A 21,123-nucleotide genomic window follows, 5' to 3' on the forward strand; every position below is an offset into this window, starting at 1 on the left:
CCGAACATGTACTGCGACATTCTGCTGCCTTTCGTCTCGGGCCGCCTGCACGAGGAGGCGCTGGGTCTGGCCACGGCGCTTTCGCGTGCGCAGGGAAGCCGCCTGGTCGCACTGGCGGGAGCCAGTGTAGTTGCGCCGGTGGCGACGGGCTGGATGTACTACCCAGCCGTCTACACCGCCCTGCACGAGCCGGCCAAGGAGACGGTCAGGGGGCTCGCCACCACGCTGGAGGAGCGGCTGGCGGGCGCAGGTGTGGAGTGGACCGTGTGTGCGAACGAGAGGGTGTGGGAGGGACCGGTGGATCAGGTGTTGCCTCAGGCACGATGCGTTGACCTGACCATCCTGGGGTTGCATCGCGATGATCCTGGCATTGAAGACACGCTTGTCTCCTCGTTGCTGGTGGAATCGGGCGTGCCGCTGCTGCTCGTCCCGCCGGACGCCTGCGACGCGGTGCCGCGTCATGTTGTGATTGCGTGGAAGAACACCAAGGAAGCCATTCGCGCAGTGCATGACGCCTTGCCGTTGTTGATCGCAGCACAGCGCGTGCACCTGTTGTATATCGATTCCGATCCGGACGATCCGAGCAGGGAGGACGACGCAGGTCTGCGCCTGGTGACTCATCTACAGCGCCACGGTGTAGCAGCGTCGCCTGTTCACCGCGGCTATGAGGAAGGTGGGGCAGGGCCGGCCATACTGAACTTCCTGAAGGAGAGCGGCGCTGATTGCATTGTCGCCGGCGGCTACGGCAGATCCCGAGCCTCGGAATTCCTGTTTGGCGGCGTCACCCGCACATTGATCCGGCACAGTCCGATACCCGTACTTCTTGCCCACTGAGACCAGCGGGGAGCCTGCCGTCCAACCCGTTCGCCCGTGCCGGGTAGCGGCTGCCGAGCAACTCCGGCGTGGCGCGTCGCACACCTGATGCAATGGCCTCCCAGGTGATCCATGTACATGAACGATCAACCTCACGATGCAGCCTGTTTCAGCGTCGTGTTCCTGGGCGGCACGGATACCGTCACCGGCTCACGCTATCTGGTACAGGCCGGAGACGCTCGCGTCCTGGTGGATTGCGGGCTGTTCCAGGGATACAAGCCGCTGCGACTGCGTAACTGGCTGCCGTTTCCCGTGGATCCCGCGTCCATTGATGCGGTGCTGCTCACGCACGCACACCTGGATCACAGCGAATATCTGCCACGTCTGTTCAAGCAGGGGTTCCGCGGGTGCGTGTGGTGCACACCAGCCACCCGCGATCTATGCCGGATTCTTCTTCCCGACGCCGCGCGCCTGCTGGAGGAAGAGGCGCGCCACGCCAATCAGCGCGGCAGCTCGAAACACCATCCGGCCGAGCCGCTCTACATCGAGGAGGATGCGCAACGGTGCCTGGAGCGGATGCGCGTCGTCGACGCTTCCGCCCCCATTAAGCCGGTCCCTGGCGTAACGGCTACGTTTCGCAAGCAGGGGCACATTCTTGGCGCTGCATCCGTATCGCTGGTCCACCGAGGCAGGCGCATCACGTTCAGTGGCGATGTCGGCCGTTCAAACGATCCGGTGATGCGCCCTCCCGCCGAGCTGCCGGCCTCGGATTGGGTCGTGGTGGAATCAACATACGGTAACCGGCACCATCCGGCCGCGTCCTTGACGGACCTGCTTATCGAGCCTATCCGACGTACCCTCGGGCGCGGCGGGGTAGTGATGATTCCGGCGTTCGCGGTGGGACGCGCCCAGCTGCTGCTGCACGTGATCGCGACCCTGCAGGCGGAGAGACGGATCCCGCGTGCCCCGACCTACCTGAACAGTCCGATGGCCAAGGACGTCACCTTGCTCTACGGGAAATACAGGGACGAACATCTGCTGGATGATGCCGCATTGAAGCGGCTGCACGCGACAACCCGGATCGTCAACAGCATCGAGGAATCCAAGGCGCTCAACCGTCGGCAGGGCCCCATGATCATCGTCGCGGGAAGCGGAATGCTGACCGGGGGGCGCATTCTCCATCATCTCATCGCCTTCGGCCCGGATCCACGCAACATGATCCTGTTGCCAGGCTTCCAGGCAGGGGGAACGCGCGGGGCAGCGCTGGTCCGCGGTGAGAGGCTGCTGCGCATCTATGGCCAGGATGTGGCGATACGTGCCGAGGTGGTGCAGGTGGAGGCAGCCTCTGCCCACGCCGACGCCGACGAGCTTCTCAACTGGCTACGCACGGCACAGGCGACCCCGCGGCGGGTCTTCATCACTCACGGTGAGCCAGACGCCGCCGACGCGCTGCGGTTGGCCATCGAACGGCAGCTGCATTGGTCTGCCTGCATCCCCGAGTACCTGCAGCACATTGACCTCGACTCGGGGTGAGAGCGGTTCGGCATGGCCTTCAGAGGCCAAAGAGCGTTGCCACCCGGCGGCATGGGCGGCGGAAGGCACCTTCTGCAGAACAGGACACCGTCGTGACGCACCTTGTCTTCCGGGATTCTCTTGAAGCAGCGCTCGGGCTCGCGGACGCGCTGGAGGCGTACAAGCAGACCCGGGCGTCAGTACTGGCCGTTTCTTGTGCATCACTGCCGATGGGGCGGCTCATCGCCGATGCGCTTGGGGCGCAGCTGAGGCTCGCGGGCTTGCCCGCTGAGTGGGCTTCTGCGTCATGGCATGAGGTGATCCCCAGCCGCAGGGAGCGCGCGGAATCATCAATGCCGTTCGGCAGTCCGGAAGAAGCGGCCTGCGAAGCAGACCTTGAGGATGTTCAGCGAGCGATCCTCGCCCAGGCTCAAGCGCATCGCAGGCGCTGCGGAATCTGCTCATCGGCTGGACTGGCGCAGCGAACGGTCATCGTGCTCGATGACGGCTCGGCGACACCCTCCGCCATTGCGTCATCCTTGCGAATGGTTCGCGTGTATGGTCCGACGCTGTTGGTGTATGCGGCACCCGTCACCACGATGGAAACCCTGACGCAAGCATCGGTACTGGCCGATACGTGCATCTATCTGGCCGCGACAGACTCGGTCAATGCGGTCGCCGCGCACTTTCTGGACTACCCGGTAGTCACTGACAGGCAGGCGATGCGTGCGTTGTTCCCCACGCCGATGCGATGGGGGGAGGGTGACGGGACGTGCCCGGGCTGTCTTTCGATTGGAAAAGGAATGCGGTGATCGCCTGAGCCTTCCGCGATCTCAGGTACCGGGATCGAGTGGCAGCTCATGAATGACCTGACGATGGTCTTCGGGGTCGACGCGGCTGCTGAATCCCAGATGCTTGGCCAGTTCCCGCATATGTGTGTTCTGGGCGTCGTCAATCGAATACATCCGCTTGATTCCTCGCGACCTGGCAATGGCAATCAGGTGGTTCATGAGGATCACCCCCAGCCCGCGTCCCTGCCATTCGTCGGCGACCGTCACCGCGCACTCGCAGGCATCCCCGGAGGCATTGGTGCTGTAACGGCTTACTCCGATGAGCTGCTCACGCGACGCGTCGGAAATGACGGCGGCAAAGGCGACCTGGTGAGTATCGTCCAGCACCGTCAGCTGCGTCAGCAATTGTTCGCTGGGCGAGCAAATCTGGCCCAGAAACCGGAAACGGCGGGCCTGCGGGGACAAGCCTTCAATGAACGCGCGCTCGATATCCCTGTCCGCCGCCGTGATGGGTCGAATCAGTACCCTCGTACGGTCGCGCAGCACCTCTATCCAGCGTGGAAAGAGCTCGGGGGACAGGGAAGACGGGAGGTCTGGAGTGGTCATGGCAGCCAGGGCTAATGGGGACGCATGCAGGCTAGTACCCTGGCGGAACCGGCAAGTTGACGCAGATCAACGTACACGGCACTACCTGCGAACTCAGCGCGCCGTGTAGCCGCCATCGATCACCAGGGATGACCCCGTGACGAATCTGGATTCCTCCGATGCAAGGTACACGACCCCCCAGGCAACATCGTCGGGCGTACCGACATGGCCCAACGGGTGCAGTTGATCCAGCGTGTGCCTGCCGGCCACCAGATCAGCGATACCACTGTCTTGCAAGTGGTGCTCGACAAGCGGCGTCCAGATGAAGCCTGGGTGTACCGAGTTGACCCGAATGCCGTCGCTCGCGTAGATCAATGCGTCGGTCTTGGACATCAGCGTGACCGCGCCCTTGGATGCGTGGTAGGCGGGAAGGTCCGCTGCGCCCACCAAACCATAGATTGAAGACAGATTGATGATGCTGCCGGTACGATGTCTGCGCATGTGGGGCAGGGCATGCTTGGTACAGAAGAAGACGCCTTTGACATTCACGGCCTGGACCTGGTCCCAATCGGCCTCACTGAGCTTGTGGGTCGGGCGGTTGGCGCCTGCAATTCCGGCATTGTTGACCATGACATCCAGACGCCCGAACCGATCCACGACGGCGTCGATGGCATCCTGCACACTGGTTTCGCTCCGAACGTCGACGTGCCAGTAGATCGCGGCAGAACCGGCGCCAGCCAGCTGATTGACCAATGCGTTGCCTTCTCCGTCATGTATGTCGAACAGGGCCACCGCGGCGCCTTCTTCGGCCATGCGAACTGCGCAGGCGCGGCCAATACCCACAGACGCACCGGTGATTATGCACACCTTTCCTTTCAATCGATTCATTTCAAGCGTCCTCCTCAGGTCGGACGTATGCACGGCATCGCCGGGGCGCATGTCCATTTGGCGGCGCACCGGGAGAGGCCGTGTTGACCTGCATCAAGAAACGCGGTTCTTTACATATCGTTACAAAACGACCATCCACCGCCATCCGTCAGCCCCCGGCCGCGCCTAGATTGGGTGTGGGTCAAGTGGAGGATGGGATATGTGGGACACTGCCAGTCACGTCATGCTCGACACAGCGGGTGTGGCACCCTTTCTCGGCGTTCAACGCGACGTCGTGGGCGGTAGTGGCGGGAGCTGGGAGCGCCTGCTGCAGGGCACGCCCCTTGTCAAACGCCGCGTTCGCAGGAAGCAGCACGTCATCCGCGCAGGCCAGCCATTTCGCGGACTGTTCCTGGTGCAGTCGGGCGTCTTCAAAAGTGCTCTGATCAGTGAGGATGGCCGAGAACGTGTGACGGCGTTCCCGATGCGCGGCGAGCTCCTCGGGCAGGAAGCACTGGACCTGGCTGTCTACCCATGCCACGTGACAGCGCTGGACGACGGTGAGGTCTGGGAGCTGCAGCCGTTTCTTCTGCGTCAGTGCATTCCCGGATTCCAAGAGCGCTTGAGCGGGATGCTCGCCTCGGAGATAAGACGTGACTGGCAATGGATGCTGGCGCTCGGCAGCCTGAATGCCGAGCAGCGGGTGACATCGTTCCTGCTTGATTACTCCACGCGACTGGCCGAGCGCGGCTTCAGCGCGACACAGATGCTGCTTTGCATGACGCGTGCCGACATCGGCAGTTTCCTTGCCATGCAGATCGAGACCGTTGTCCGCACGTTGCACAGGTTGCAGGATCAAGGGCTGATCGAGATCAGTCGTTCCCATATCCGCATCGTCGATCTACCGAGCCTTCGCGCCCAGTCAAAAACACTGAACTGACGTCCTGCTGTGCCGATGTCGCATGCGGGAACCGCCGTCAAGCGATCAGTTGCTGGACCGCGAGCAAGAGATCCTCGCGCCGATACGGCTTGCGTAGCAAGGTGCCGCAGTGCCCGGTGTCGGCATTGATCTCGGGCGCGTCGTCATGGCCCGTGGTCAGGAGTACCGCCAGGCCCGGCAGCTGCCCGCGCAAGGCAGAGGCCAGCGCATGGCCGTTCGTCGCGCCTCCGAGCATGACGTCACTGAAGACCAGAGCTGTTTCCGGGTGCCTCCGTGCGATCGCAAGTGCCTCGGCCGCGTCAGATGCTTCCAACGTGACGTAACCGGCAGCCTGGAGAAACGAGACGGCAATCCGTCGCACGCCCGGATCGTCTTCCACCACCAGGATGGTCTGCCGCGCGCCCTCCACCCGATGTCGCGGGGGCAGCGACCGCTCTGGCTGGGACGTGGCAACCGGGAGGTACATGCTTACCGTTGTGCCTCGACCGTGGACGGTGTCGATGTGCAACATGCCTCGACTCTGCCTCGTGAAGCCATACACCATGCTGAGGCCAAGTCCGTTCCCTTGACCCATCGACTTGGTGGTGAAGAAGGGTTCAACCGCGCGCCGAGCGGTACTGGCGGACATGCCCATGCCGTGGTCTGTGATGCTGATGACAATGTAGTGCCCGGCCTGCAGCTCCTCCATCTCCTGCGGACTGACCCACTGCTCCCCAACCGAGAGCAGTATCTCGCCGTTTCCTGGAAGGGCATCGCGCGCATTCAAGACCACGTTGACCAATGCTGTCTCAAGCTGGCAGGGATCAACATGCGCAGGCGGGAGGCCGCGGTGGCATTCGATCGTCAGTGAGAATGACTCACCCAAGGTTCGTTGCAGCATGGTGCCGAGATCATGAACCAGCTGGTGAAGCTTGACCGATTGGGGAGCCAGAGGTTGGCGTCTTGCAAAGGCAAGCAGCTTGGACGTGAGAGATGCTCCGCGCGCCACGGAGTGGAGGGCGCCTGCGATAAGATCGCGCGCACCCTCGTGAGCGACATACTCGTCATCAAGAAGCTGTAGGCTGCCGGAGATGATGGTCAACAGGTTGTTGAAATCGTGCGCGATGCCGCCGGTCAACTGGCCGAGTGCGTCCAGGCGTTGCGCATGGGCGAGTTGCTCCGCCGTTCTGCGGCGCTGCATTATCGCCGCGACCAGGACTGCGACGCCCTGAATCAGATGAAGGATGTCATGCTGGATCGGTCGCGCATCTGCGGAAAGCACCATCAGAATCCCTGTCGGGTGGTCGCGGTCACGGAGCAGCGTTGCCGCACCACACGCAAACCCATCACCTGCTTCGGCCAGCAGCTCCAACTGCCCATCATCCAGAATGGTGGCACGGTCCGCTGGAAGCGATGCTTGGAGCAGGTCCCAGCGCGACGACAATATGTGGCGAAGGGCCTCACCATTGATCTGTCCGGCAACGCGCACATCGATCGCATGACCATCCGACTCAGGAAAGGCCAACGCAACTGCGTCGGCCTTGAGTTCATCGATAAGCATGCCAGGCAATGCGCGAACGAGCTGTTGCTCGCTACCCGCGTCCAGGGCCATCTGTCCCAACCGTGCAATGAAGGCATCATAGCTGGCCCGCACCAAGGCTTGCCGAACGCGTTGACTCTCAGAGATATCGCGCACCGAGGCGAGGAAGTGTCGTCCGTGTGCAGTCTCGATCGGACTCAACGCGATTTCCACCGGAAACTGCTGACCGTTCGCCTTCTGGCCGACCAGCACCTGGTCGGATTGGCCCATCGGTCGGACGCGCGGGGAAGCCATGTAACCCAGGCGATGCTGAAGATGCCGCCCTCGCGCGTCGGTCGGCATCAGGGCCTCCACAGCGAGACCAACCAGCCCGTCGTTGCCATAACCGAAAAGACGCTCTGCGTTGCCATTGGCGCGGCTGATACGCCCCTCTGCATCCACCAGCAGCAGCGCGTCAGGAACGATATCAAACAACTGCGGGAGCATCAGTCCGGTCACATCGACACGCTGGCAGCCAACCGATAGCCGACCCCTCGACTCGCCTGGATCAGCTGAGGCTGCGACGGATCACGCTCAAGCTTGCGCCTCAGCCTGCCGATGTGGACGTCGATAGCACGATCGAACGGGCCCGCGTCGCGTCCGTGTAGCGCGTTCATCAGCTGATCTCTGCTCTGTACCTTGCCGGCGGCTTGAACCAGCGCGTAAAGCAGATCGAACTCAGCCGACGTCAAGCGGATCGCATTGCCCTCACGATCAAATACAACCCGCGCAGACGCGTCGAGGAGCAACCCGTCAAAGCGCAACACATGTCCGGCTGGGACCAGAGGGCGCTGTGCCCGCCGCAGCACCGAATGTATGCGGGCCAGCAGCTCGCGGTAGTCGAACGGCTTGGCGACATAGTCATCGGCACCGAGCTCAAGGCCCACGACTCTATCCACCGAGTCGCCTCGGCCGGTCACCACGATGACGGGAATCTGGGAGGACTGACGTCGCAGCATCGTCAACCCATCCCCATCGGGCAGGCCGAGGTCGAGCAGGATCAGATCCACCACCTCGCGGGACAGCCATTGCTCCGCCGCCGCAACGCCCGCGGCCATGTGGCACTCAATGCCGTGATTCTGCAGGAAGCGGGCCGTGAGGCCGGCAACGGCAGCATCGTCTTCGACCAGGAGGATGCGTGGCCGGGCGATCAGGGGTCGTTCGAGTACTGCCATCGACGCGCCCTTCAAGCATGGTTTCAATGATCATACCCTCGGCTGACGGCGGCACACGGCACGCCCCTCATTCATCTTTGCGAAGACTCAAGGGTAGTCCGGCACGGTTGAAACACCCCTCATGACGTGTCCCGGGCGTGTGGCGAGGCGCTGGCATGCAGTCTCACAGTCACCTTCAACCCGTTGAGGCATTGCGACGTGCCAAGGCTGATCTCCCCGCCATGCGCGTCCAATGTCTCCTGGACGATGGACAGGCCCAATCCGCTGCCCTCCGCGCCACTTCCGATCACCCGGTAGAAGCGGTCGAAGACGCGGTCCTGCAGATCGTTGGGAATGCCAGGTCCAGAGTCTTCCACCGTGAGTACGCAGTGTTCCCCCGTCTGTTCGGTAGACACCACCACGACGCCATGCTCGGGTGTGTAGCGGATGGCGTTCTCCACGAGGTTGCGAACCAGCAAGCCCAGCGAGAACTCGTCACCGAAGACGTTGGCGTTGTCGAGAACGAGATTCATGACCTGACGCTTGGACGCGGCCAAGCCCCGGAGCTCTTCAACCTCGCTGCTCACCAGGGCGTCCAGACTCAGCTTGCGAAACGCGTCCTTGCCGATACCGCGCTCGGTCCGGCTCAGCGACAGCAGTTGCGATACCAGTCGTTCGACACGCTCTACTCCTCGCGCAAGCAACCGCTGTGACTCCTGGCGCTCTTCATCCAGCGTGGCGAGGCGTGCATTGTCTGCGTGAACCTTGACCGCACTGATGGGCGTGCGCAGCTCATGCGCAGCGTCTGCGATGAAGCGGCGCTCGCGCGCCAACGCGAGATCGAGTCGCTGCAGCAGCTCGTTGACCGCGCGAACCAGGCCGTGGACCTCCTCCGGGAGCTGGGTGTCATCCAAGGGCGTCATGCGGTCGGGATCGCGCTCACCGATGTCCGTGGAGACTTTCCGCAACGAGCGCGTCGCCCAGGCGACCGTCAGCCAGATCACCACGGCCATCACCGGAAGCGCAAACAACAGCGGCAGCAGCGTGCCGATGGCAATGTCCTCGGCCAGTTCCTGGCGGATGTCCGAACGCTCGGCGGACTGAAACCATCGACCCTGTGGCGAGCGCAGCGTGAACGTGCGCCACTGCGCCCCGTCAATATCGACATCCGCGTAGCCCGGCGACAGGCTCGCCATTGGGGCAGTGGGCGCACTGTCCGATCGAAGGAGCAGGCGACCCTCCGGCGTCCATATCTGAAAAGCCAGCTTGTTCTCGTAGGCATGCCCGTCTTTGAAGGCCAGTGCCTCGCCCACGCCCTCGGCGCGCCCGTGCCAACCGCGCAGGACGATGGGGTCGCCAGGGAACGCGCTCAGATCGCTGAGCGGCTCGTCCACCAGGCTCAACAGCACCCGTGAGGACTGCACCAGCCGGGCGTCGAACATCTCCCCGGCCTCCTGCAACCCGGCCCGGTAGCTCAGGCCGGCCGCCAGCAGCATGAGCAGGGAGAGCACGCCCAGCAACACTACCAGCAGGCGGCGACGGATGGACGTCATGCAGCCGCATCCGAGGGGTCACCCAAGGCGTAGCCGATTCCCCGCACGGTGCGGATGATGCCGGGATCCAGTTTCCTGCGCAGTTGGTGGACATGCACATCGACGGCATTGCTCGCCACGTCCTCATCCCAGCCATACAGGTGCTGCTGGATGGTCTCGCGCCCAAGCGGCCTGCCGCGTTGTTCCATGAGCAGTCTCAACAGAGCGAACTCCCTGCGGGTCAGGTCCAGCGCGTGCCCCTTCCAGACAGCGGTCAGGCGGGCCGGGTCCAGGCACAGCGCACCGGCCTCCAGAGTCGGTGCTGCACGCCCCACGCTGCGGCGGAGCAGGGCGCGGACGCGGGCAAGCAGTTCGGGGGTGTCAAACGGCTTGCCCAGATAGTCGTCCGCACCCACGTCCAGCCCCAGGGTGCGGTCAGCCGCCCGCTCGCGGGCGCTGAGGACCAGGATGGGGACGTTGCCGCCCGCTGCGCGCACCTTCCGGATGACCTCGATCCCGTCCAGCCGTGGCAAGCCCAGGTCGAGGATGACCAGGTCGATGTCGCCGTCGCCGATGGCGGTCAGCGCGGCGGCACCATCCTGCACCCAGTCCACGGCATAGGCAGCGCGGCGCAAAGCAGTCCGGATGCCTTCACCCAGTGATGCGTCGTCTTCGGCGAGCAGAATGCGCATGCAGGCAGTCTCGTCGTCCCGGATTCACTTGGCAAGGTGGGCCCGGACCTCCTTGAGTTTGGCGGACGCTTCGGCCCGGCGTCCTGCATCGGCGATGTCACGGCCGGGGCGGGCAGGTGCAGCAAGCGCCTTCTCGAAGGCTGCCTGGGCGCCGTGCCAGTCCTTCTGGTCGCGCAGGAAGTCGCCGTAGAAGTAGTTGGCATCGATGCCGGTCGGGTCGACGACCAACCCCTTCTTCAGCATGGCCGCCGCGGTTTCGTCATTGCCGAACCCCAGTGGCCACCCGGGAACCTGGTAGTAGAGGGCGCCCAGGCTGGTATAGGCCGCCCCCTGCAGTGCGTTGGGGTCCATCTTCAGGGCAGCCTCGAAGTCCGCGCGTGCCTGCTTGACCAGACTGAGCGCCCCCATGCCCCCCTTCTCGCCGGCGAGACTGGAAAGGACGATACCTTCCCAGATCAGTGCGCTGGCATTCCGTGGCTCGGTCTGCCGGGTCTTCGCCGCCTGACTGGCCAGCGCCTCGAACGCGGCCTGTCGTTGCGGCTTGCTGGTCTGGTAGTTGATCTGGGCCCAGCGGTCCCGCAACTGGGCAACCGTCATGGGCGTTCCTTGCTCGGCGGCACAGGCAATGCCGACCAACATGACCAACGCGCTGATGAGCAGGATGAACATGGCTTTACCGTGACGTTGCTTCATGGGAGGAGTCCTCGTGGATGGGCTGCGCTTGCGAGGCGTGGCGCCTGATGATGGGAAGCTGGGCGCGCAGGCTGCGGTCGACCAGCGCGGGGAACATGCCGTTGATGCGGGCGAACAGCTTTTCCGGCCATCCGAGCTGGCGGCGCCGATCGCCTTGGCCGATGGCGTGGACAAGCGCACGGGCCACCGCCTCCGGAGCATCGCTGCCCACCTTGAGCTCTGCGTTGAGGGCATCGACGGCAGGCGTATTGAAGGCGGTGCGCGTGGCGCGCGGAGAGAGATACTGGAAGCTCAGGCCGGTGCCGTCGTGCTCACGGGCGAGCGCCTCCATGAGGCCGCGAAGGCCGAATTTGCTGGCGCTGTAGGTGGCAAATCCGGCGAAGCCGATGCTGCCGAAGGTGGAGCCGATGGCCACGACGCTGGCCTGCTCGTGGCGGCGCAGTACGGGAAGAAGGGCGTGGATCAGCAGGGCGGAGCCGACCAGGTTGGTCTGCAACAGATGCTCCAGCGCATCGGGATGCTGGTCTTCGAACAGCCCGAACGCGCTCTGGGCGTGGCCGAGCACCAGGACGGACGGGGGCGCATCGGCCTGTCGGATCGCAGCAAGCAGGTGCGAACGGCCCAGTGACGTGGACAGGTCGGCGACCACGGTGTGCACGCGCCCCATCGGCAGCCCTGCGGCAAGGGCGGTGAGGCGACTGCGGCTGCGCCCGACGGCCAGGATCGAGGCGCCCGCGTGGACCAGCGCGTGACACAGCGCCACGCCGATGCCGCCGCTGGCGCCGGTGACGATGACGGTCCTGCCGGCAAGGTTCATCACGCGGCCTCCGCCCAGCGCACGCCGTTCGGGCGAAGCGTGCGGAAGATGTCCCCGTACAGCACGTAGAAACGCCGGGCGGCGTGGATGACGGCCTGTTGATCAGACGGATCGTCCAGGCGGTCCATCAGCCCTTCGAAGAAACCGACATGCTCGATGTCCAGATCGCCGTGGGACAGCAGGTAGCTGAAGGCGTTGCGCGGCAGGTCGAGCGAGGACTGGATCGTGTTGGCTGCGCGGGTTGCCAGCGCAACACTGGTTCCCTCCAGCACCAGGACCATGCCGAAGAAGCCGACCGGGTTGCCGCGGTGGATGGTGTCGTACGCATAGCTGACCATCAGCTCGGTCGCCAGTGAGGGACGGCTGGCGGCGGCTTCGGCGCGGTCGGCACCGCAGGCCGCCAGGTCGTCCAGCACCCACTCCTGGTGGCCGATCTCTTCTTCGATGTACTCACCAATGGCCGTGCGCAACCATTCCAGCCGGGCCGGCAGGCGCGCCCCGCAGGCCATCAGCAACGGGACGGTGTGCCGCACGTGGTGGTAAGCCTGTCCGAGAAAAGCGACGTAATCTTCGCGGGCGATCTGCCCCCCCAGCGCGGACTGGATGATAGGCACGGAGATCAGGGTGGCCCGTTCCTGCTGGGTCTGGGCGAGCAGTTCGGAATGGAAACTCATGCGGATACTCCCGTGGAAGGAACGGCGGCGGGACGGCGATAGCTCGCATCGACCTCGGCCTGGAAATGGGACAGGATGGCGTCGCGGCGTGGGCGTCCGTTGGGGGTAAGCAGCCCGGCGCTGGCAGAGAACGGCGCCGGTGCCCGCACGATGCGCGAGACGCGTGCGTAGTCGGGCAGACCTGCGTTGACCTGGGCCACGGCGCGGGCGAGGGCGGCATCGTCAAGGTCGGCACGACGCGGCACCAGCACGGCGACGTTGTCGGCCTGTGCTTCGCCCCATACCACCGCCTGGGCCAGGTCCGGATGGGAGAGCAGCTCGCTCTCCACCCATTCGGGTGAGACATTGCGGCCAAACGCGGTAATGAAGACATTCTTGCGGCGGCCCGTGACGTGGACGAATCCGTCAGCGTCCACGTGGCCAAGATCACCTGTACGGATCGGCCCGTCCGGGAGCGGTTCCGACCCCAGGTAGCCCAGCGCACGTGCCCCCTCGACCTGGAGTTCACCGTCGACAACGGCGACGCGGGCGTGTGGCAGCGCTTTGCCGACACTGCCGTCCCGGCTGGCGTCGGGTCGGTTGAGGCAGACCACCGAGGCACACTCGGTCAGCCCGTAGCCTTCAAACACCGGCAGACCGAGCGCCCGGGCGCGTGCCAGCAGTCCCGGCCCCACGCGCCCACCCCCGACGGCGATATAGCGCAGCGAGGCGGGCAGGGGAGCACCACTTTCGGCGGCCATCACCACCGCAAGCAACAGCTGGGGCACTAGGATGACGCTCTCCGGCTGGTAGCGGTGCAGACACCGCAGCAGCGTCGGTACATCCAGGCCCGAGGCGCCGGTGTAGCCGATCTCCGCCAGCGACGGGAGCGCGATCTGCGCGTCCGACAGCAGCGTTGCATACAGCCCGGCAACGTTCTCCAGCAGCGTGGAGAGCGGCATCAGGCAGAGGTGGCGGCGCGGTGCAATCGACGACGAGGCCTGCACCAGTGAACTGGCGACTGTAAGCAGCGTGTCGCCTGACAGGCACACGCCCTTGGGGCGGCCGGTCGTGCCGGAGGTGTAGGTCACGCATGCCGTGCCGGCGGGAAGGCCGACCGGAGCCGCCGCCTCAGTCCGCCACTGGGCGAGCATCCCGCCATCCAAGGTCTCCAGTGCGCCCATGCTGCCGGGTGGCGCTGGCGCACCGCCGGCGGTGACAACACAGTGGGCACTGCTGGACGCCAGCGCATGAGCAATCTGCTCAGGAGAGAAAAACGTGGGCAACGGCACATGCACGCCGCCGAGCTCGCGCACGGCAAGATCCAGAACCAGCCAGTGAATGCCGTTGTCCAGCCGGCTTGCGACGCGGTCGATGCCCTGCAGGTCCAGTCGATCAGCCAATCGCACTGCGCGCTGCCGGATCTGCTCATCTCCAACCTCCGCACCGGAGATGAGCACGCGCGCCTTGCGTCCGCCGAGACCGGCGATCAGGGGAGAGGTCGGCGCGGTCATTGCGCACCCACCATGACCTGCAGAGACGGATCCGAATCCGTCCTGGGGCGTGCATTCTGTTTCAGTGCTTGATGCAGGAACGCGCGTCCGGCAGCGACATTCCCGCAGACCACCTTCGGCCGGGCCTGGTAGTAGCTGCCCCACTGGGATGCATCGCCGGTGAGTCGCCCCGGGCTTGCTTCGCCAAGGTCCACCGTGACCAGATGCAGCCGGTCGAGGGTGTTCCGCAGCTGTTGGGTGGCCGCGAACAGCACCCAGCGCACGCGTGCGGCATGCAGCATGTCGGTCAAACGGACAATCAGCTCACGCGCTACGCCGGGGGTGGTGGCGGCAAAGTTGCCGATCTCGGCGATGCGGTCGCGACCCACGCAGGCGATTTCCCGGTGGGACAGCAGTGCCTGTGCCGGCTCATCGAGATACTGCTCGACGAACAAGGGACCCTCGCTGCCAACACGCATGCCGACGGCTGCCACCAGCTGCCCCTGTCCATCCCGGAACGCAAGCAGATGGGGCAGGAACGCGTGCAGCGTGGCACCGTAGCGTTTGCGGTACACATCGGCGATGAACTGCTCCACCTCGTGGCGGCGCGGGTCCTGCGGGCCCACCATCTGCGACTGCGGCAGGATCGACGGGAACGTGACAGCGAGGGAAGTGGGGATCCAGGACATGGCGAGCATGCTGGCCGGCCCGGATTAAGGCTGAATTAGGGCGTAGTTAAGCAGCCATTAGCATTCTGGAATGCTTTCGTTGTCGGGAGCACCTGCATCAAGCGTGGTAAGCGCACGCGCAGGACGCTGGTGCGGTAGGCGATGGAGTGCATGCAGCGGGGACAGGTAGAACCCGTTGCGGTCGTACTGGCGCGTTCCAGCGCACCGCTTCAGGAAGCACAGCGGGGAGGGCGACGGTCCGCCGTCGAACGGGCGGAAGGCAGGCGTGCCCGAACGGCGTCTGGTCGGCATCCGGTCTTGACGCAAATGTTATATCATCACATTTGCGTCGTCAGCCGACAGGCGGCGGTAGGCCCCGTTCAATCTCCTCATCGAATACCCATGAAAATCCATATCCTGGTGGTCGCCGTTGCCGCCGCCTGCCTGTCCATGCAGGCCAACGCCCAATCGGTCGACTCCGCCCTGACCTTGGGCAAGGTCGATGTCCACTCGCATTCCGAAGGCCAGCTCACGGCGCACCAGGTCCTGACCTCGGTCGATGTACTGGGTGCCGACCAGATTGAAGACAAGAACGTGTCGCAGAGCTGGGAACTGCTCGGTCAGATGCCCGGCATCCAGCTCACCGAAACCCGCCAGGGCGCCGAGTCCGGCAAGGTCAGCTTCCGTGCCTTCAACGGCGAGGGCTACCTCAATGCGATCAAGACGTTGATCGACGGCGTGCCCAGCAACGTCAACAGTGGCAACCAGCGTTTCATCGACATGCTGTTCCCACTGGAAATCAGCTACATCGAAGTCGTGCGCGGCACCAACGATCCGCGCTACGGCCTGCACAACATCGGTGGCAATGTGAACTTCGGCACCCGTCAGGGCGGCACCTACACCGACGCGCGCCTGGGCTACGGCAGCTACAACACGCGCAGTGCCCAGCTGGCGGTCGGTCGCGAAAGCGATGGATTCGCCCGGAACTATTTCCTGGGCTACCAGGACGCCGACGGCTACCGCGACAATGATGCATCGAAGAAGTACAGCATCGGCGGCAAGTGGTTCTACGGCAACCTGGAAGACGATGGACTGCGTGCAGGCCTGACCGCCCGCGCGTATCACAACGAAGCCGACGAGCCGGGCTTCATGACGGCAGAGGAACTGCGCGCCCACCGCCGCGGATCGGACCTGCGAAACCGCAACGATGGCGACGACCGTGACATGCGCCAGGTCGCCGCCCATGTCGACCTGAAGCTGGCCGATGCTCTGTACTTCGGCACCAGGCTCTACTACAACAGCTACGAAGACGATCGCCGCATCACCTTCAGTGACCTGCCCACCGGCAATGCGCCGCGCCAGCGCCGCATCTGGGATGAAAGCCAGTTCGGCATGCTCAACACCCTCACCTGGAATGCGAGCAGCGTGCTGACTCTGGAAGGTGGGTTCAATTACGAGCAGCAGGACAACCGTTACCAGCGCATGCGATTCAGCTACGCCGAGCCGACCGACTTCTGGGCCACGCCGGCACGCATCCAGAATGACGAACGACACAGCTTCGACAACTGGGGCGCATACGTGCAAGCCATTTACCAACCGATCGAGGCGTTGAAGATCGTTCCCGCGTACCGTGTTGACCGCTACAGCGGCCGCACGCGCCTGGTGGATGGCACGACCGGCAGGCTGCAGCGCTACGGCAACATCAACCAGCCCAAGTTGAGCGTGGTCTATGCGCTGACCCCCAGCGCCAATATCTACGCCAACTGGGGGCGCACAGCGCAGGTGCTGACCGGCGGCACGGCCCCGGCTTACCTGACCCCGGGCCAGGCGGCGATGAGCCCTTCCACCAACACCGGCATGGAACTGGGAATGAAGTTCAGCCCGTTCCGCGGTGCGCAGGCACGCGTGGCGGTCTGGCAGCAGGATGCGGAAAACGAAATCTCCAACATGCCGGCCACCGGGACCACCGTGCAGCTGGGCAAGACCCGCCGGCGTGGCGTGGATGCGCAGATTTCCGCACCGCTGGGGGAGCGCTGGACCGTGTGGGCGTCCCATGCGTACCAGGAGGCCAGGATCGAACGCGACGGCCGGGCAGGGGTGGAATCGCTGGAGGGCAATGAAGTGGCTGCCGTGCCGCGCCACATCAGCAACGTGGGTGTTGATTTCCGTGCCACCGACGCCCTGAAGTTCGGGCTGCAGGGCCGCGCGCAGGGTGACTACTACCTGGAAGAGCGCAATGTGGCCGGCAAGTACGGCAACTTCGCCGTGCTGGATCTCAGTGCCGGTTATCAGATCAATCCAACCTGGAGCGTCGATCTGCAGGTGAAGAATGCCACCGGCCGTGAGTACGCCTACGTATGGTATGACAGCTTCTTCCAGAGCCAGACACAACCCATGTTCTCGCCTTCGGCTGGTCGGCAGGTGTATATGGGGCTGACTATGAAGCTGTGAAGGACGGGGGGCGCAGCTACGCACCACTGGCGTCACCAGGATGGAAGCCTCTGGGAAGGCGCTGCGCCGGCGCCTGGTCGACACCGGGCATCACGTCGTGGCAATCAGAAGTAGTTACCGCAGGTAGGGTGCGCCCGCCCGTTTGCAAGGCCCCCGACATAGGCACATGATTGCCGCGGCAAGTGATGTCCTTCCGGTCGGCACCGTCAGAAGGCAGAGCCAGCTCGGCGATCGCCTGCCGTCTACATCCGACAGTACTCCATAAGCCTGCGCAGGTTTGCCTTACTGCCTCGCGCGCGTATCGGGTCACCCCGATCAGCGTGGCCGACGCTGCGCCATTCCAGTCGCCATAGCCAAGCAGCCAGACCGATGGCGCTGCGACCGAACGGACCTGGGTGTCATCCACGTCGATCCGACCCAGGGCGTTGACCATGCCCATTCCTTCCAGGTGCGACAACGCCGGCCGGAAGCCGGTGCACCAGATCACGGCGTCCAAGTTGCGTTCGCTGCCATCTGCCCACTGCATGCCGGTGGTGGTGAAACGGACGGGTGGCGGCATGGACACCAGTACACCGCGGCGCCGTGCATCCACCACCGGCGGAACCATGACGATGTCGCCAAAACCACCCTGCGGAACATCCGGTTCGCGGCCTTCCTGCTGGGCCCTCCACTTCTCGGTTGCGCGTGCGAACAGAACGCGCCCGTCCACATCGTCGGCCAGGAAGGCTGGCTTGCCCTGGGTGATCCAAGTGGTGTCGGCCACCTTTGATACCTCGGCCAGAATCTGTGCTCCTGAGTTGCCGCTGCCGATGATCGCCACGCGCATTCCGGCGAAGGATCCAGGATGGATGTAGTGGGCCGAGTGCAGCTGCACGCCGCCGAATGCGTCCATACCTTCATAGTCGGGCGTGTAGGGATGCTGCCAGGTACCTGTGGCGCTTATCACTGCACGCGTATGCCACTGTCGGCCGTCATCTGCTACCACCAGCAGTCGGGTTCCCGAACGACTGACGCGTTCCACCTGCACGGGACGGATGACGGGCAGTGCATATTTGTGCTCGTAGCGCGTGAGGTAGTCCAGCACTTCCGCCTGCGAAGGGTACGGTTCCCGGGTGGCGGGCATCGGCCAACCGGGAATCGAGCTCCAGCCCGCCGGCGAGAACAGATGCAAGGATTTCCACGCATGCTGCCACGCCCCACCAGGTGACGTTTCAGCATCAAGAATCACATAGGACAGCCTGCTGCGACGCAGGAAGTAGCCGGCCGAAAGACCCGCCTGGCCACCTCCGATCACCACCACATCGACGTTGTCCATCTGGACTTCCTCACACCGATGCACTCAGGCGGCGTTCTTGTGCTGCTGTTGATCGGAGATCTTGAGTGCATCCAGATAGCGCTCTGCATCCAGTGCGGCCATGCAGCCGAACCCGGCCGAGGTGATCGCCTGGCGGTAGTGCTGGTCGGCGACGTCGCCTGCGGCGAACACGCCTTCCACCGAGGTCTGGGTGGCGTTGCCGCCCAGGCCCGAGCGGATTTCCAGGTAGCCGTTGTTCATCGCCAGCTGGCCGTCGAACAGGGTGGTGTTCGGGTGATGACCGATGGCCACGATGAAGCCGTGCGCGTCGATGTCGCGGGTGCTGCCGTCCAGGGTGGACTTCACGCGCACACCGGTCACGCCGGCATCGTTGCCCAGCACTTCCTCGACCTGGTGGTGCCAGACGGTTTCGATCTTGCCGGCCGCGACCTTGGCAAACAGCTTGTCCTGCATGATCTTCTCCGCCTTGAGGGTGTCGCGGCGGTGGACCAGGTAGACCTTGCGGGCGATGTTGGACAGGTACAGCGCCTCTTCGACGGCTGTGTTGCCGCCGCCGACCACGACCACATCCTGGTCACGGTAGAAGAAGCCGTCGCAGGTGGCGCAGGCGGACACGCCGCGGCCCTTGAACGCCTCTTCGGTCGGGATGCCCAGGTACTTGGCGGTGGCGCCGGTGGCGATGATCAGGGCGTCACAGGTGTATTCGTGACTGTCGCCGATCAGCCGGAACGGGCGCTGGGACAGGTCGGCCGTGTGGATGTGGTCGAAGATGACTTCGGTCTCGAAGCGCTCGGCATGTGCCTGCATACGCGCCATCAGGTCCGGACCCATCAGGCCATGCGCGTCGCCCGGCCAGTTGTCCACTTCCGTGGTGGTCATCAGCTGGCCACCCTGCTGCAGGCCGGTGATGACGACCGGCTTCAGGTTGGCGCGGGCGGCGTAGACGGCGGCGGTCCAGCCGGCCGGGCCGGAACCAAGGATCAGCAATGGAATGTGTCGGGTGGTGCTCATGGCTCAGCGGCTCCGTGCGTCGGCAGGAAAGTAGCGCTTGCCCAGCCGCAGGGCGACATGGACCAGCAGGATCAGTACCGGCACTTCCACCAGCGGGCCGATGACGGCGGCGAAGGCGACCGGCGAGGCCAGGCCGAAGGCCGCGATGGCTACCGCGATGGCCAGTTCGAAGTTGTTGCCTGCCGCGGTGAACGCGATCGCAGTGGTGCGTGGATAATCCTTGGCAATCAGCTTGCCCATGAAGAAGCTGATGACGAACTGGATGATGAAGTACAACGTCAGCGGGATCGCGATGCGCACCGCGTCCATGGGAATCCGCAGTACGTCACCGCCTTTCAGGCTGAACATCGCCACGATGGTGAACAGAAGTGCGGCGAGCGTTATCGGGCTGATGGCAGGCAGGAACTTCTCTTCATACCACTGCACGCCCTTGCGCGCCTTCAGCCATCGACTGGTGAGGAAACCGGCCAGGAACGGGATGCCCAGGTAGATCAGAACCGCCTCTGCGATGGTCCAGACGCTGACATCGATGACGCTGCCCTGCAGTCCGAACACCGGCGGCAACCAGGAAAGGAAGAACCACGCGTAGACGCTGAACAGCGCGATCTGGAAGATCGAGTTGAATGCCACCAGGCCCGCCACGTACTGGCCGTCGCCGCGGGCGAGCTGGTTCCACACCAGCACCATGGCGATGCAGCGCGCCAGGCCGATCAGGATCAGGCCGGTCATGTACTCGGGGTAGTCGCGCAGGAACAGCACCGCCAGGCCGAACATCAGGAACGGGCCCACGATCCAGTTCTGCAGCAGCGAGAGCACCAGCACGCGCTTGTCGGCAAAGACGGTGGGCAGTTCCTCGTACTTCACCTTGGCCAGCGGCGGGTACATCATCAGGATCAGACCAATGGCGATCGGGATGTTGGTCGACCCTACGGAAAGGCTGTTCAACGCGCTGGGCACGCCTTCGAGCATCGCGCCCAGGCCGACGCCGAGCGCCATGGCGGCGAAGATCCACAGCGTCAGGTACCGGTCCAGAAACGACAGGCGGGAGGTGTCAGTGGTCATGGGGGCTTCCGGGAGGATGGTCAGTTGATCTGCGCAATCGGATCAAGCTGGGCCTTGAGGGCTTCACGGTCATCCCATGTCCCGTCAGGAATCTCCAGGAAAGCCTTCAGGCGGGCTTTGATGATCTGATGCGCCCGGTCGAACGCTTCAGCCTTCTGTGCATCCGAGCCTTCCACACCGGCCGGGTCGAACAGGCCCCAGTGCACGCGCACGAAATCGCCGAACACAACCGGGCACGCCTCGGCGGCCGCGCTGTCGCACACGGTGACAATCAGATCCATGACAGCAGCATCCGCTTCGGAAAATTCGTCCCAGGACTTGCTGCGCAGGCCCTCCACCGGGAAGCCCTCGCGCTGCAATTGGGCAATGGCGAACGGATTGACCCGACCGGCTGGCTGGCTGCCTGCACTGAAGGACTGATAGCGACCTTCGCCCCACATTTTCAGGGTCGATTCGGCCAACACGCTGCGCGCGGAATTGCCGGTACAAAGGAACAGAACACGACGGGTCATTTTG

Annotated in this window: 20 protein-coding genes; 5 read left to right on the forward strand and 15 right to left on the reverse strand. The window is 64.3% G+C overall.

The window, feature by feature from the left end; translation table 11 throughout:
* The first annotated feature begins 6 nt into the window (after positions 1–6).
* The 3 genes from GDJ08_RS00835 (at position 7) to GDJ08_RS00845 (ending at position 3,137) form a co-directional block, all read left to right on the forward strand.
* Positions 7–834, forward strand: a complete 828-nt coding sequence (locus GDJ08_RS00835; RefSeq protein ID WP_136004767.1) for a universal stress protein — start codon at positions 7–9, stop codon at positions 832–834.
* A 117-nt stretch (positions 835–951) separates the two neighbouring features.
* On the forward strand, positions 952–2,346 hold the full coding sequence (locus tag GDJ08_RS00840) for an MBL fold metallo-hydrolase RNA specificity domain-containing protein (protein WP_229296411.1): 1,395 nt from the start codon (positions 952–954) through the stop codon (positions 2,344–2,346).
* A 92-nt stretch (positions 2,347–2,438) separates the two neighbouring features.
* Positions 2,439–3,137: a hypothetical protein gene (locus tag GDJ08_RS00845; protein ID WP_153164087.1), complete on the forward strand. Its 699-nt coding sequence runs from the start codon at positions 2,439–2,441 to the stop codon at positions 3,135–3,137.
* Between the two features lie 21 nt (positions 3,138–3,158).
* Here GDJ08_RS00845 and GDJ08_RS00850 read toward each other — a convergent pair whose 3' ends face one another.
* Together GDJ08_RS00850 and GDJ08_RS00855 are read right to left on the reverse strand one after the other, a co-directional pair.
* Positions 3,159–3,722, reverse strand: coding sequence for a GNAT family N-acetyltransferase (locus GDJ08_RS00850; protein WP_153164088.1), 564 nt, complete (start codon positions 3,720–3,722; stop codon positions 3,159–3,161).
* A 93-nt stretch (positions 3,723–3,815) separates the two neighbouring features.
* Complete coding sequence (locus GDJ08_RS00855) at positions 3,816–4,646, reverse strand: SDR family NAD(P)-dependent oxidoreductase (RefSeq protein WP_229296412.1); 831 nt, start codon at positions 4,644–4,646, stop codon at positions 3,816–3,818.
* A gap of 142 nt (positions 4,647–4,788) precedes the next feature.
* Here GDJ08_RS00855 and GDJ08_RS00860 point away from each other — a divergent pair, with 142 nt between their 5' ends.
* Positions 4,789–5,508, forward strand: coding sequence for a helix-turn-helix domain-containing protein (locus GDJ08_RS00860; RefSeq protein ID WP_136004759.1), 720 nt, complete (start codon positions 4,789–4,791; stop codon positions 5,506–5,508).
* Positions 5,509–5,545: 37 nt separating this feature from the next.
* On the opposite strand, the gene GDJ08_RS00865 is transcribed toward GDJ08_RS00860, so the two are convergent.
* From GDJ08_RS00865 to GDJ08_RS00905, 9 genes are all read right to left on the reverse strand, one after another.
* Positions 5,546–7,513 carry a PAS domain S-box protein gene (locus GDJ08_RS00865; RefSeq protein ID WP_165699747.1) on the reverse strand — a complete coding sequence of 656 codons (1,968 nt, stop codon included), beginning with the start codon at positions 7,511–7,513 and terminating at the stop codon, positions 5,546–5,548.
* Between the two features lie 8 nt (positions 7,514–7,521).
* Positions 7,522–8,241: a winged helix-turn-helix domain-containing protein gene (locus GDJ08_RS00870; protein ID WP_153164090.1), complete on the reverse strand. Its 720-nt coding sequence runs from the start codon at positions 8,239–8,241 to the stop codon at positions 7,522–7,524.
* Positions 8,242–8,360: 119 nt separating this feature from the next.
* Positions 8,361–9,752, reverse strand: coding sequence for an ATP-binding protein (locus GDJ08_RS00875; protein WP_051008546.1), 1,392 nt, complete (start codon positions 9,750–9,752; stop codon positions 8,361–8,363).
* A gap of 17 nt (positions 9,753–9,769) precedes the next feature.
* Positions 9,770–10,444: a response regulator transcription factor gene (locus GDJ08_RS00880; RefSeq protein WP_153164091.1), complete on the reverse strand. Its 675-nt coding sequence runs from the start codon at positions 10,442–10,444 to the stop codon at positions 9,770–9,772.
* A 24-nt stretch (positions 10,445–10,468) separates the two neighbouring features.
* A complete protein-coding gene (locus GDJ08_RS00885; protein WP_423667174.1) occupies positions 10,469–11,137 on the reverse strand; it encodes a tetratricopeptide repeat protein in 669 nt (222 codons plus the stop codon).
* The gene (locus GDJ08_RS00890; RefSeq protein WP_153164593.1) at positions 11,118–11,954 is read right to left on the reverse strand and encodes an SDR family oxidoreductase; all 837 of its coding nucleotides are present in this window, start codon (positions 11,952–11,954) and stop codon (positions 11,118–11,120) included. The genes GDJ08_RS00885 and GDJ08_RS00890 overlap by 20 nt, the downstream gene beginning before the upstream one ends.
* Positions 11,954–12,628, reverse strand: coding sequence for an iron-containing redox enzyme family protein (locus GDJ08_RS00895; RefSeq protein ID WP_153164092.1), 675 nt, complete (start codon positions 12,626–12,628; stop codon positions 11,954–11,956). Before GDJ08_RS00895 ends, GDJ08_RS00890 begins: the two co-directional genes overlap by 1 nt.
* Positions 12,625–14,121: an AMP-binding protein gene (locus GDJ08_RS00900; RefSeq protein ID WP_153164093.1), complete on the reverse strand. Its 1,497-nt coding sequence runs from the start codon at positions 14,119–14,121 to the stop codon at positions 12,625–12,627. Before GDJ08_RS00900 ends, GDJ08_RS00895 begins: the two co-directional genes overlap by 4 nt.
* The gene (locus tag GDJ08_RS00905) at positions 14,118–14,789 is read right to left on the reverse strand and encodes a thermostable hemolysin (protein ID WP_229296413.1); all 672 of its coding nucleotides are present in this window, start codon (positions 14,787–14,789) and stop codon (positions 14,118–14,120) included. The genes GDJ08_RS00900 and GDJ08_RS00905 overlap by 4 nt, the downstream gene beginning before the upstream one ends.
* A gap of 381 nt (positions 14,790–15,170) precedes the next feature.
* Here GDJ08_RS00905 and GDJ08_RS00910 point away from each other — a divergent pair, with 381 nt between their 5' ends.
* Positions 15,171–17,219: a TonB-dependent receptor gene (locus tag GDJ08_RS00910; RefSeq protein ID WP_153164094.1), complete on the forward strand. Its 2,049-nt coding sequence runs from the start codon at positions 15,171–15,173 to the stop codon at positions 17,217–17,219.
* 16 nt (positions 17,220–17,235) lie between these two features.
* Here the strand turns inward: GDJ08_RS00910 and GDJ08_RS00915 are convergent, their stop codons facing one another.
* The 4 genes from GDJ08_RS00915 to GDJ08_RS00930 are packed head-to-tail and all read right to left on the reverse strand — an operon-like array spanning position 17,236 to position 21,119.
* Positions 17,236–18,534 carry an ArsO family NAD(P)H-dependent flavin-containing monooxygenase gene (locus GDJ08_RS00915; RefSeq protein ID WP_229296414.1) on the reverse strand — a complete coding sequence of 433 codons (1,299 nt, stop codon included), beginning with the start codon at positions 18,532–18,534 and terminating at the stop codon, positions 17,236–17,238.
* Positions 18,535–18,558: 24 nt separating this feature from the next.
* Positions 18,559–19,545: a thioredoxin-disulfide reductase gene (trxB, locus tag GDJ08_RS00920; RefSeq protein WP_153164095.1), complete on the reverse strand. Its 987-nt coding sequence runs from the start codon at positions 19,543–19,545 to the stop codon at positions 18,559–18,561.
* A 3-nt stretch (positions 19,546–19,548) separates the two neighbouring features.
* Positions 19,549–20,607: an ACR3 family arsenite efflux transporter gene (gene arsB / locus GDJ08_RS00925; RefSeq protein WP_153164096.1), complete on the reverse strand. Its 1,059-nt coding sequence runs from the start codon at positions 20,605–20,607 to the stop codon at positions 19,549–19,551.
* Positions 20,608–20,627: 20 nt separating this feature from the next.
* Positions 20,628–21,119, reverse strand: a complete 492-nt coding sequence (locus tag GDJ08_RS00930; protein ID WP_017355488.1) for an arsenate reductase ArsC — start codon at positions 21,117–21,119, stop codon at positions 20,628–20,630.
* Between the last annotated feature and the right edge of the window lie 4 nt (positions 21,120–21,123).

This window comes from Stenotrophomonas nematodicola, from assembly GCF_009467805.1.
GTDB lineage: Bacteria > Pseudomonadota > Gammaproteobacteria > Xanthomonadales > Xanthomonadaceae > Stenotrophomonas > Stenotrophomonas nematodicola.